At 36.7% G+C, this 11,474-nt stretch carries 16 protein-coding genes; all 16 read left to right on the top strand.

All coding sequences use genetic code 11. From position 1 onward, the window contains the following. Window positions 1-217: 217 nt before the first annotated feature. Window positions 218-931 (top strand): metal-dependent transcriptional regulator, encoded by a 714-nt coding sequence (locus MBBTH_RS00895; RefSeq protein ID WP_116591167.1) that lies wholly within the window; start codon window positions 218-220, stop codon window positions 929-931. Window positions 932-1,025: 94 nt separating this feature from the next. Then, on the top strand, window positions 1,026-1,541 hold the full coding sequence (gene endA / locus MBBTH_RS00890) for a tRNA-intron lyase (RefSeq protein ID WP_116591166.1): 516 nt from the start codon (window positions 1,026-1,028) through the stop codon (window positions 1,539-1,541). 98 nt (window positions 1,542-1,639) lie between these two features. Continuing rightward, window positions 1,640-2,737, top strand: a complete 1,098-nt coding sequence (locus MBBTH_RS00885) for a tryptophan--tRNA ligase (protein ID WP_116591165.1) — start codon at window positions 1,640-1,642, stop codon at window positions 2,735-2,737. A gap of 2 nt (window positions 2,738-2,739) precedes the next feature. Beyond that, on the top strand, window positions 2,740-3,363 hold the full coding sequence (locus MBBTH_RS00880) for a stage II sporulation protein M (protein WP_243409599.1): 624 nt from the start codon (window positions 2,740-2,742) through the stop codon (window positions 3,361-3,363). 43 nt (window positions 3,364-3,406) lie between these two features. Beyond that, window positions 3,407-4,603: a threonine synthase gene (gene thrC / locus MBBTH_RS00875; RefSeq protein ID WP_116591163.1), complete on the top strand. Its 1,197-nt coding sequence runs from the start codon at window positions 3,407-3,409 to the stop codon at window positions 4,601-4,603. A 247-nt stretch (window positions 4,604-4,850) separates the two neighbouring features. Then, a complete protein-coding gene (locus MBBTH_RS00870) occupies window positions 4,851-5,051 on the top strand; it encodes a histone family protein (RefSeq protein WP_116591162.1) in 201 nt (66 codons plus the stop codon). A gap of 462 nt (window positions 5,052-5,513) precedes the next feature. Then, complete coding sequence (gene rpl7ae / locus MBBTH_RS00865) at window positions 5,514-5,882, top strand: 50S ribosomal protein L7Ae (protein WP_116591161.1); 369 nt, start codon at window positions 5,514-5,516, stop codon at window positions 5,880-5,882. Between the two features lie 34 nt (window positions 5,883-5,916). Then, window positions 5,917-6,123, top strand: a complete 207-nt coding sequence (locus tag MBBTH_RS00860; RefSeq protein ID WP_042692817.1) for a 30S ribosomal protein S28e — start codon at window positions 5,917-5,919, stop codon at window positions 6,121-6,123. 14 nt (window positions 6,124-6,137) lie between these two features. Beyond that, complete coding sequence (locus tag MBBTH_RS00855; protein WP_116591160.1) at window positions 6,138-6,299, top strand: 50S ribosomal protein L24e; 162 nt, start codon at window positions 6,138-6,140, stop codon at window positions 6,297-6,299. After that, on the top strand, window positions 6,296-6,748 hold the full coding sequence (ndk, locus tag MBBTH_RS00850) for a nucleoside-diphosphate kinase (protein WP_116591159.1): 453 nt from the start codon (window positions 6,296-6,298) through the stop codon (window positions 6,746-6,748). The genes MBBTH_RS00855 and ndk overlap by 4 nt, the downstream gene beginning before the upstream one ends. Before the next feature lie 34 nt (window positions 6,749-6,782). After that, window positions 6,783-8,573: a translation initiation factor IF-2 gene (gene infB, locus MBBTH_RS00845; RefSeq protein WP_116591158.1), complete on the top strand. Its 1,791-nt coding sequence runs from the start codon at window positions 6,783-6,785 to the stop codon at window positions 8,571-8,573. Window positions 8,574-8,612: 39 nt separating this feature from the next. Beyond that, complete coding sequence (locus tag MBBTH_RS00840; RefSeq protein ID WP_116591157.1) at window positions 8,613-8,996, top strand: 30S ribosomal protein S6e; 384 nt, start codon at window positions 8,613-8,615, stop codon at window positions 8,994-8,996. A gap of 63 nt (window positions 8,997-9,059) precedes the next feature. Beyond that, window positions 9,060-10,274 (top strand): translation initiation factor IF-2 subunit gamma, encoded by a 1,215-nt coding sequence (locus MBBTH_RS00835; RefSeq protein WP_116591156.1) that lies wholly within the window; start codon window positions 9,060-9,062, stop codon window positions 10,272-10,274. An 8-nt stretch (window positions 10,275-10,282) separates the two neighbouring features. Continuing rightward, window positions 10,283-10,675 (top strand): type II toxin-antitoxin system VapC family toxin, encoded by a 393-nt coding sequence (locus tag MBBTH_RS00830; protein WP_116591155.1) that lies wholly within the window; start codon window positions 10,283-10,285, stop codon window positions 10,673-10,675. 35 nt (window positions 10,676-10,710) lie between these two features. Further along, window positions 10,711-11,295, top strand: coding sequence for a DNA-directed RNA polymerase (locus MBBTH_RS00825; RefSeq protein WP_116591154.1), 585 nt, complete (start codon window positions 10,711-10,713; stop codon window positions 11,293-11,295). Next, window positions 11,292-11,468: a transcription elongation factor subunit Spt4 gene (spt4, locus tag MBBTH_RS00820; RefSeq protein ID WP_116591153.1), complete on the top strand. Its 177-nt coding sequence runs from the start codon at window positions 11,292-11,294 to the stop codon at window positions 11,466-11,468. The genes MBBTH_RS00825 and spt4 overlap by 4 nt, the downstream gene beginning before the upstream one ends. Window positions 11,469-11,474: the final 6 nt, after the last annotated feature.

Genomic DNA, 11,474 nt, shown 5'->3' with positions numbered 1-11,474 from the left:
GCTGATGCAACAAGCTCAAGAAACTCTTTAGGTTCAGTATCCAATTGGAATACAAACTCATTTAGTTTAAATGGTATTTATGCCAGTTTGCAATTCTAATTGATATTTTTCCTTTTTTTCTTTTTTTAGACATTTTACACTTCTTATTTTAGGTTTACCAAAACTCTTTTATACTCTTAGTCATAAACATTAATATATTACTAGTAAGGTGACTTTCATGACAGAGAGCAAAATTAGTGAAAATATCGAAGAATACTTAGAAGTTCTTTATCGTAACGGTAGTAACGGAGAACAGGTATCCACTACACAGTTATCAAAAGATTTAGGAATTGCACCTGGAAGTGTAACTCAAATGCTTAAAAAATTAGAGGATTTAGGATATATTACTTATACTCCATATAAGGGGGCCATCCTAACCGATGAGGGTATGAAAATTGCTCAAAAAATTACCAGGAAACATAGGATTTTGGAAAAATTCCTTTTGGATATCCTGAAGGTTAAAGAGGAAAACATCCACGATCAAGCCTGTGAGATGGAGCATACTTTATCAGATGAAGCCGAAAGAGCTTTATGCACCATGATGCATCACCCTGACCTGTGTCCTGATGACAATATAATTCCTGCTTGTGATTTTGATTTTGAAAGTTGCCAACAATGTTATTCACAAAAAGATTTCGATCAAGTTATAAACAGGAAATTCAATTTGCTGTCAATTTCCGAATTGAATTCAAACACTGAAGGCACAATCTCTTTTGTCCGTGGAAACGATGAGCTTTTGGAAGAGATAAACGATGCGGGCATTAAAGTTGGCCAGCATATAAAGTATGAATACAATGACAATCAGGTCGGCAATCACTACCTGGTAACTATTGATGATGAGGAGTTCAATATTCCTAGTGAAATGGCTCATAACATTTTCATTAAGGTTTAACTTTCTCTTTTCTTTTTTTTACAAAAATTTTATATAATATTTATTTCAAACTTATTAGCATTAAATATAATTTATTTCTTTTTACGGTGTTTTAATGCGTGGAATTTTATCAAACGGTATAGTTTCTATAAAAATTGAGGAAGGAAGTAAAAGACCAATAGCTTTGCATGAAAAAAGCAAGTTTGGAAAAATAGAATCTGATTTTTTACATCTTTCATTGATTGAGGCCTGCTATCTCTGCGAAAAGGGCCGATTGAATATTTATGAGGATGATGTGGAATGCAGCGTTGGCTATTTGATGGACCTTCTAAAGGAAATGGAAGTCTACGCCAAATATTTGGTTTTCAGAGACTTGAAAGACCGTGGATACGTAATTAAGACAGGATTCAAGTACGGCTCTGAATTCAGACTGTACGACCGGGGAAGTGGACCGGGCATGGGACACTCCGATTATCTGGTCAAGATAATCTCTGAAACATATGACATCAATGCGAGGGATTTCGCAAGTTATGTGAGGGTTTCACACGGAGTCAACAAGAAGCTTCTCCTGGCCATTGTCGATGAGGACTTTGACATTACCTACTACAATATCGAATGGACAAGGCCATAGTTTAAATAAAAGGAATCATTTATATTTCAATGACATTCATAATTATTATTGATAATTTTTATTCATGAATTTAATTTAACGTTATTGTTGGTGAAAATATGGCAGATTTAATAGATCCATGGGCATCATTTACCCTTGATTATGACAAATTAGTAAATCAATTCGGAATAGGCAAGATTTCAGAAATCTTAAACGACATTAAAAACCCTCAAAGGCTAATGCAGAGAGGGGTAATATTCGGACACAGAGAGTTCAATGAAATTAACAATTTGATCAATCAGAACAAGGACTTTGCAGTCGTGACAGGTATGATGCCAAGTGGACAGATGCACATTGGCCACAAGATGGTGGTGGACCAACTTAAATGGTACCAGGACATGGGCGCAATGCTGTCTTTGCCTATTGCTGATCTGGAGGCATATGCCGCACGTGACATGAGCTTTGAGAAAGGCCGTGAAATAGCGGTCAACGAATATTTGACCAACTGGATTGCATTGGGGCTTGACCTTGAAAGGGACAATGTAAACGTTTACCTGCAATCCCAAAACCAACAGTTGCAAAACTTAGCATTCAAGGCCGCCAACAAGACCAATTTCAGCCAACTGAAGGCAATTTATGGATTTGAAAACTCAACAAACATTGCACATGTGCAAGCGCCACTAATGCAAGTTGCAGACATTCTGCTTCCACAAATTGAGGAGTTCGGAGGTCCCAAAAAGGTTGTTGTGCCTGTTGGAATAGACCAGGATCCTCACATAAGGCTAACTAGGGACATTGCCCACAGATTGCATGAGGAAACAGGATTCATACAGCCTGCATCAACATACCACAGGTTCCTCACAGGCCTTACAGGGGACAAGATGAGCAGTTCTAAACCGAACACCGCAATTTATCTCAATGATGAAACCAAGGATGTGGTTAAAAAGGTCAAATCCGCAAAAACCGGTGGAAGGGAAACCCTTAAAGAACAGGAGGAACTCGGAGGAGAGGTGGACAAGTGCGTCATTTATGAAATGCTGCTCTACCACTTCATTGACGATGACAAGGAACTTGCGCAGATAAGACAGGATTGCCTGAACGGAACCCTTCGCTGCGGCGACTGCAAGATGAAAACCGCAGAGCTGATGGAAGAGTTCATGGACGATTTGCACGAAAAGCAGGTTGAAGCCAGAGAGCTTGCAAACACACTGATATAATGATGGATTTCAAAAAAGAAATAAAGTTGGCATTCACAGAAAACAAGTTGGCAATATACGTTTCAATAGCCATTCTTGTCATTTCATTGCTTCTGGGCTATTTTCTCGAGCCAAATCTGCATGCCTATTTGAATCCCGTCGTTGAGCAGGTTGAAAATCAGGTTCGATCCGGGGAGATAACAATAACCTTCCAAAGCATATTCTCAAATAACATCAAGATAGTTTTCCTGATGTTCATATTAGGAATATTATGTTGTTTTTCAGCACTGATTCTTGCCTTCAACGGATTTTTTATAGGATATTTCACTGCGGTTCAGGACGATTTGTTCCTTACATTGCTGATGCTGGTGCCTCATGGCATTTTTGAATTGCCTTCATGCGTTATAGCTTGTGCATCAGGCTTTGTCTTATTCAATTTTCTTTTAAGATTCCTTAAGACCTTTCTAAAACAAGAAAACGTTTCAATTTCAAATAAGCTGTATGCATCATACGTTGAAAATTTCGATAAGCTAAAGCAGGCCATAATCCTTTTGATGGTTGCCACAGTTCTGATGATAATTGCCGGCGTCATTGAGGTTTATCTTACACTGCCTATTGCGGAGTTTATAACTTCAGTTTTAAGTTAAATTTTATATAAAATAATTTTAAAAAATATATATGTGATTTTTTATGATAAGATGTGTTTCATGTGGAGAAGAATACGACGACGATGAAGTGATCTACACTTGTGAAAAATGTGGATCAGTACTTGAGCTCGTCAACGAAATCGATGTTTCAAAAGACGTTTTTGACGGTAGAAAAGACAATTTATGGAAATTCAAGGAATGCATTCCTGTCGATGAGACAAAAATAGTCTCTCTTGACGAAGGGGGAACCCCATTCTGCAAATGTGACAAGTTAGGCGACGAACTTGGAGTAAACCTATATGTCAAAGTGGAAGGATCAAACCCTACCGGAAGTTTTAAGGACAGGGGAATGACCGTTGGAATGACCAAGGCAATGGAATTGGGCGTGGACACCGTTGGTTGCGCATCAACAGGTAACACTTCCGCATCACTTTCAGCTTATGCCGCCCGTGCAGGATTACGCTGCATTGTATTTTTACCTTCAGGAAAGGTTGCACTTGGAAAATTGGCACAGGCAATGTTCCACGGCGCCGAAGTAATGTCAATCAATGGAAACTTCGATGAGGCACTTGAGGCCATGACCGCTCTTGCATTGGAAAAACATCTTTACTTATTAAACTCAATCAACCCTTACAGACTTGAAGGACAAAAAACAATCGGTTATGAAATCGTCAGGGATCTCGGTTGGCAAGCTCCTGACAGAATTATCTTGCCTGTAGGTAATGCGGGCAACATTTCAGCTATCTGGAAAGGAGTGAAAGAGTTTTACGACGCAGGATTCATTAAGGACTTGCCGATGATGACTGGTATTCAGGCTGAAGGCGCATGCCCTGTCACAAACGCATTCAAGAAAGGTGACAGAAGAGTGGTGCCTGTGGAAAATCCTGAAACCATCGCTACCGCCATACGTATCGGTGCTCCTGTAAGTGACATCAAGGCATTGAATGCAATCTATGATTCCAACGGATACTCAGAAACAGTAACCGATGAAGAGATATTGGATGCTCAAAAGTTACTTGCAAGAACTGAGGGTATTGGTGTTGAACCGGCTTCTGCAGCTTCCATTGCAGGTCTTAAAAAACTTGTGGACCAAGGAGTCATTGACAAAGGTGAAACAATCACTTGTGTAGTTACCGGACATCTGCTCAAAGATCCTAACACTGCTATTGATGCATGTACTCAACCTACTGAGGTTGATGCGGATATAGACACTTTAAGAGAGATTTTGATGAACAAATAAATTTTGCTTTAAATCTCTTTTTAATTTAATTTTTTCTTTTAATTCTTATTTATTCGAACAATAATTGTACTTTTTTTATTTCAAGTCATGTGTGAAAAACATTTTGAAAGATATTAATGTCACTATTTATGTTAAAATTTTGTAGTATTCAATGTTGAAATTATCAAAAATTGGCTATTCAACACCAATAGATTTATATATAAGCAAATTAAAACTATTATTAACAAATTAAATGAGGTGTATAATTATGAGTGAATTACCAATTGCTCCTGTAGGCAGAATCTTAAAAAATGCTGGTGCACAAAGAGTAAGTGATGACGCTAAAATCGCATTAACCGAAGCTATCGAAGATTGCGGTAACGAAATCGCTCAAAAAGCTGTAGGCTTTGCTCGTCACGCTGGCAGAAAAACTGTTAAAGCAGAAGACATTAAATTAGCAATCAAATAGATTTGTTAATTGATTTTTTAGATAGTATTTATTACTATCTTTTTTTACTATTTTTTTTATTTTATTATTTTTTCAATCTAAAGAAATGATTGAAAGTTCCAAAATTACTTATATTTGCTTATTTTTTGAAAACATTTATATACTATGCTAACTAATTTAATATTGTCTAGTTCTCTAGAATTATTTCATTAATTACTAAATTTTTATTTTTAGTTTTGCTAAAAATTATATGAAATTCAGAAGTATTTGTATTGAAAGTCTAATCCCTCTTATTTTTTTCTCGGGATTGTGGATTTAGTGATATATGAATTATTCAAGAATTAGTATTATTAAAAACTGTTAGACTGCTCTATAGAATAATTCGGGCGGTTTAAGGTTATAATTAAATAATATTATGATTCAAAATGGATTATAATATCTGCCGATGGATGGCATAGCCAGATGAAAAAGGAGGTATATTTTATGGCAAACATTTATGTAAAATTTGACACACCTGAAGAATTAGCTAAACAAGCTGAAGAAGCATTAGAAACCGCACAAGCTACTGGTAAAGTAGCAAAAGGTACTAACGAAGTAACCAAATTCATCGAAAGAGGAGACGCAGCATTAGTTGTTATCGCAGAAGATGTTGATCCTGCTGAAATCGTTGCACACATTCCTGTATTAGCTGATGAAAAAGAAATTCCTTACGTATACTTACCTACCAAAGAACAAGTTGGTATTGCTGCAGGTTTAACTGTTGGTACTGCTTCCGCATGTATTGTTGATGCTGGTGACGCAGAAGCTGACGTAGCTGAAATCGTAGAAAAAGTTGCTGAATTAAAAGAATAGATAAATTCTTTTAAGGATTTTTACGGTGATTTAAATGGAAGAAGGAACTCCTGCTGAAGTCATTGAAGTTTTAAAAAGAACTGGTATGACTGGTGAGGTAATGCAAATCAAATGCAGAATCCTCGATGGTAGAGACAAAGGAAGAATTTTAACAAGAAACATTATGGGTCCTGTAAGAGAAGGCGACATTTTAATGTTACTTGATACAATCAGAGAAGCTAAAGAAATTAGAACTCCTTAAGAAGGTGTAAAAGCATGAGAACTTGTTCATTCTGTCATAAAGAAATAGAAGAAGGTACAGGAAAAATGTACGTTAAAAGAGACGGTACAATTTATTTCTTTTGTAGCAGCAAATGTGAAAAAAATATGATTAAACTCGGAAGAGTTCCAAGAAAGGTTAAATGGGTTAAAGAATGATTCAAAAAAGTTTTGTTATGATGAAACCAGACGCCGTTCAAAGACGTCTTATGGGTAAAATATTAGCTCGTTTTGAAGATAAAGGTCTTCAAATCGTCGCATGTAAATTAATTCAAATTGACGAAGATTTAGCAAAAACTCATTACGGGGAACACGCTGAAAAACCATTTTTCCCAAGTTTAGTTGAATACATCACTTCTTCACCATGCCTTGCAATGGTCATTCAAGGAGAAGAAGCTATCACAACTATCAGGAAACTTGTCGGCGCAACCAATCCTTTAGAAGCAGATCTTGGAACCATTAGGGGAGACTTTGGTATGGATACCGGTAGAAACATTATCCACGCTTCAGATGCTCCTGAGTCTGCAGAAAGAGAAATTGCACTTTTCTTTAATGAAGATGAAATTTGTGATTATAAAATTATCGATAACGATTTAATTTACGAATAGATAGATTTAGAAATTTTATTATTAAGAAGATATTATGAAAATCAGATCCCCAATTGTATCAGTTTTAGGACATGTAGACCATGGAAAAACTACATTATTAGATTATATTAGAGGTAGTACTATTGCTGATAAAGAAGCTGGCGGTATTACACAACACATAGGTGCTACAGAAATTCCTAATGATACCATTGAAGAAATCTGTGGGAATTTTATATCAAGATTAACTATTAAGGACTTAATTCCAGGTTTATTCTTTATTGACACTCCAGGTCACGCAGCATTCACCAGTTTAAGAAAACGTGGTGGGGCATTAGCGGATTTAGCCGTTTTAATTGTTGATATAAATGATGGTTTCAAACCACAAACATTTGAGGCATTGAATATTCTCAAGATGTACAGAACCCCGTTCATAGTGGTTGCCAACAAGATAGATATGCTATTCGGTTGGGAAACACATGAGGGTGCTTCATTCAAGGAATCTTTTGAACAACAGGCCCAAAGTGTTAAACAGGATTTGGACACTAAGGTTTATGAGATTGTAGGTACCCTTCACAAGGAAGGATTCCAGTCAGAAAGATTTGACAGGGTAAGCGATTTCGCTTCACAAATCAGTATCATACCTATCAGTGCCAGGTCTGGTGAAGGAATCATTGAGGTCTTGGCAATGCTTTTAGGGCTTGCTCAGGAATATCTAACAGAGCAACTTGAAATCAACGAGGACGCTCCGGCTAAAGGTACAGTATTGGAAATCAAGGAAGAAGTCGGTTTAGGTCTCACTATTGATAGTATTATATATGATGGTGTTTTGCGAACTAATGATGAAATCGCTTTGATGACCTCATCAAACGAGGTTTTAACAACTAAAATCAGATCTATTTTAAGGCCGCTCCCATTGGAGGAAATGAGAGATTCCAAAAAGAAATTCAGGAAATTCGACGAAGTCGTTGCCGCAGCAGGTATTAAGATAGCTGCTCCGAATTTGGATGATGTTGTTTCCGGCTCCCCGCTCAGGGTATTGAGCGATAATGAGAATGTGGAAGAGGAAATCCTGAAAGAGATTGAGGATATTACCATAAGTACCGAAGATGAAGGTATTTTGGTTAAGGCGGACACATTAGGATCTCTCGAAGCCATTGTCAAATTGCTCAGGGAATTGGAGATTCCTATCCGTGAAGCTGACATTGGTGACGTTAATCGCAGAGATATCATTAATTCATCAATTGCTTTAAATGAAAATGACGCACACGGTGCAATCATTGCTTTCAATGTAAATGTTAATCCAAACTCTCAAGAGGATTTAGATAACTCTGACGTTAAGCTCTTCAAGGGTGATGTAATCTATCAAATCATTGAGGATTACGAGGCATGGATCGATGAAATGGAACAAGCTAAGAAAAAAGCGTTCTATGATGCCATTATAAAACCTGCGAAATTCATGTCATTGCCTAAGTTGGTTTTCCGTCAAAGCAAACCTGCTATTATCGGTATTGAATCCCTTAGCGGAACTGTCAAACAGGGCCAAACATTAATCAATAAGAACGGGGAATATGTCGGAGTAATAGCAAGTATGGAAGACAAGGGCGAAACATTGCCGTCCATCCCTAGAGGTCAAAGGGTTGCTATGGCAATCAAGGACGCCATTGTTGGAAAGCATTTCGATGAGGGGGATGAGCTATATGTGGATATCCCTGAAAAGCATTACAAGTTCATTGAAAGGGAATTTAAAGACAAGTTAACTGAAGATGAATTCGAAACTCTTCATGAATTTCTTGAAATCAAACGTAAACAAGATCCAGATTGGGGTAAATTTGGTCTTTTTGAATAATAAATTTAGTATTATATAATAATTTAAGGAGGAAAAACCATGGCATTCAAAGTTGTTGTATCTCAAAATGCTGAAACTCATCAAATTGAATTAGAAGATACTAAAGCCTTAAACGGTTTAGTAATCGGTGAAGAATTTGATGGTGGAATTGTTGGTTTAGATGGTTACACTTTAAAAATCACTGGTGGTAGTGATAAAAACGGTTTCACTATGAAAAAAGATGTTTCAGGTACTAGAAGAATCAAAAGTTTATTAACTGGCGGTGTCGGTTATCATCCTAAAGCAGATGGTGTTAAAAGAAGAAAAACCGTAAGAGGAAACACTATTGCTGAGGATATCGTACAAGTCAACACTGTGGTTACTGAAGCTGGTAGTAAATCAATAGCTGAAATTCTTGGTGCTGGTGAAGAAGAGGAAGAATAGTTTTCACTATTTTTCTTATTTTACTTTAAGTCGAATAAAAATTATTAAAAAAGGTGGTTATCTGTGAACGTACAGTCAGATGTTAACATAGGTTTGGTTGGTCATGTAGACCATGGTAAGACTACTCTTACTAAAGCATTATCAGGAATTTGGACTGATACTCACAGTGAGGAAACAAAAAGAGGTATTTCAATCCGTTTGGGTTACGCTGACATTGAATTCAGAAAATGTCCGGAATGCGATGAACCTGAATGTTACACTACTTCTGAGAAATGTGAACACTGTGGAAGCGAAACTGAATTAATAAGAAAAGTATCTTTTGTAGATGCTCCAGGTCACGAAACTCTTATGGCAACTATGTTATCTGGTGCTGCAATTATGGATGGTGCAGTGTTAGTAATTGCTGCAAATGAGTCTTGTCCACAACCACAAACAAAAGAACATCTCATGGCGCTTGACGTAATCGGCGTTAAGGATGTTATAGTAGTTCAAAATAAAATTGACATTGTTTCAAAAGAAAGAGCTATTGAAAGTTATAATGAAATCAAGGAATTTGTTAAAGGCACTTGTGCAGAAGACGCTTTAATAATACCTGTATCTGCTCAACAAGGTGCTAATGTAGACATCTTAATCGAAACCATGCTTAAACAAATCCAACCTCCGGAAAGGAATGTCGATGATACCGCATTGATGCATGTTGCAAGATCATTCGATATCAACAAACCTGGTTCCGGTGCGGATAAAATCAAAGGCGGGGTAATCGGTGGTACATTAGTTCAAGGTAAATTCAAGCTTGGCGATACCATTGAAATCAGGCCTGGTCCGACCAACAACGGTAAAAGGGTCACCTTAAAGTCTGAAATCATTGGTCTTGAAGCTAACGGTAAGCAAGTTAAGGAAATCGGACCGGGAGGTCTTGTTGGTATTGCAACAAAATTGGATCCATCCCTAACCAAGTCAGATTCCCTATCAGGTACTGTTGCAGGTGAAGAGGATACTTTGCCTGATGTCCTGGACGGCTTCACAATGGAAGCTAATTTACTTGACCGTGTGGTAGGTACCAAGGAAGAACGTGAAGTAGCTCCAATTAAGATCAAAGAACCTTTAATGATCAACTGCGGTACCACAACTACAATAGGTGTTGTCACTTCCGCTAAAAAGAATGATGTTGAAGTTGTTCTCAAATTGCCTGTTTGCGCAAGTCCGGGCGATAGAGTTGCTTTAAGTCGTAGAGTCGGTGCTCGTTGGAGATTAATTGGATATGGTATTATTAAATAGAGGTAAATATGGACTCTAAAGAAGTTGTGATTGATACCAATTTTTTTATGGTTCCTTTTCAGTTCAATGTTGACATCATCACTGAACTTGAAAACACATTACCTTCTTATAAATTAACAACTCCAAGCTTTGTTATCAATGAATTGAAGGGTTTGAAAAAAAATAATAAGGGAAAAACAAGGTTAAATGCAAATTTGGCCTTGAAATTAGCTAATTCTTCAAAAGTTGAAATAAAGGATATTTCATTACTGGAAAATGAAACTGTGGATGATGCGTTACTTAGAGTTTCAGAAGTATTAGCTACAAACGATACCGAATTGAAAAATCGTGCAAAAAATAAAGGAATAACAATTGTATATTTAAGACAAAAAAAATATATTGCTGTTGATGGTAAAATATAATATTAATTAACTTATTAAAAAAATGAGGGATTATTTTGTATTACAAAACAATAATTAAAGATACTGTAAGAATACCACCTTATAGGTTTGAAAATCCTCTCGAAGAAGTTGCTATTCAGACTTTAAACGAAACTTACGAAGGTCGTTTAGATAAGAAACTTGGTTTACTTATTTGTGTTAATGCAATAGTCGCTATTGGCGAAGGAAAACTCATTATGGGTGATGGTGCTTCCTATCACGATGTTGAATTTGAAGCAATTTTCTTTAAACCAGAGCAACATGAAATCTTTGATGGTGAAGTAATTGATATAGTTGATTACGGTGCTTTTGTAAGAATTGGACCTATGGACGGTCTTATACACGTTTCACAAGTCACTGATGATTATATTAATTATGACGCTAAAAGGGTAGCTTTAATTGCTAAGGAATCCAACAAGACTTTGGACGTTGGAGATTTGGTAAGGGCTAGAGCAGTTAGCGTTTCTATTAAAGACGAATCTACCAACAACATTGACAACGCCAGGAATTCCAAAATTCCTCTCACCATGAGGCAAAACAATTTAGGTAGATTTGAATGGATTGAAGAAGCAAAACAAAAAAGTAAGAAGGGTAAAGAATGAAAGCTTGTACAGTTTGTAAAATGATTTCAAGTAAAGATCACTGTCCTAGTTGTGGAAATCCTACTTCCGATAACTGGAGCGGTCTTTTGATTATAACTGACCCAGAAGAATCTAGAGTAGCTAAGGAATTGAATATTGAAATTCCAGGGGAATATTGTTTAAGAGTAAGATAAGGTGTT

The sequence above is a fragment of the Methanobrevibacter thaueri genome (genome assembly GCF_003111625.1).
GTDB lineage: Archaea > Methanobacteriota > Methanobacteria > Methanobacteriales > Methanobacteriaceae > Methanocatella > Methanocatella thaueri.
This window is presented reverse-complemented; position numbering and strand designations above follow the sequence as displayed.

Coding starts and splice junctions, on each gene's coding strand:
- endA (WP_116591166.1), top strand. CDS start 1,026: ATGCGTGGAATTTTATCAAACGGTATAGTTTCTATAAAAATTGAGGAA.
- rpl7ae (WP_116591161.1), top strand. CDS start 5,514: ATGGCAAACATTTATGTAAAATTTGACACACCTGAAGAATTAGCTAAA.
- MBBTH_RS00830 (WP_116591155.1), top strand. CDS start 10,283: ATGGACTCTAAAGAAGTTGTGATTGATACCAATTTTTTTATGGTTCCT.
- MBBTH_RS00860 (WP_042692817.1), top strand. CDS start 5,917: ATGGAAGAAGGAACTCCTGCTGAAGTCATTGAAGTTTTAAAAAGAACT.
- MBBTH_RS00855 (WP_116591160.1), top strand. CDS start 6,138: ATGAGAACTTGTTCATTCTGTCATAAAGAAATAGAAGAAGGTACAGGA.
- MBBTH_RS00870 (WP_116591162.1), top strand. CDS start 4,851: ATGAGTGAATTACCAATTGCTCCTGTAGGCAGAATCTTAAAAAATGCT.
- ndk (WP_116591159.1), top strand. CDS start 6,296: ATGATTCAAAAAAGTTTTGTTATGATGAAACCAGACGCCGTTCAAAGA.
- MBBTH_RS00895 (WP_116591167.1), top strand. CDS start 218: ATGACAGAGAGCAAAATTAGTGAAAATATCGAAGAATACTTAGAAGTT.
- MBBTH_RS00885 (WP_116591165.1), top strand. CDS start 1,640: ATGGCAGATTTAATAGATCCATGGGCATCATTTACCCTTGATTATGAC.
- spt4 (WP_116591153.1), top strand. CDS start 11,292: ATGAAAGCTTGTACAGTTTGTAAAATGATTTCAAGTAAAGATCACTGT.
- MBBTH_RS00840 (WP_116591157.1), top strand. CDS start 8,613: ATGGCATTCAAAGTTGTTGTATCTCAAAATGCTGAAACTCATCAAATT.
- thrC (WP_116591163.1), top strand. CDS start 3,407: ATGATAAGATGTGTTTCATGTGGAGAAGAATACGACGACGATGAAGTG.
- infB (WP_116591158.1), top strand. CDS start 6,783: ATGAAAATCAGATCCCCAATTGTATCAGTTTTAGGACATGTAGACCAT.
- MBBTH_RS00880 (WP_243409599.1), top strand. CDS start 2,740: ATGGATTTCAAAAAAGAAATAAAGTTGGCATTCACAGAAAACAAGTTG.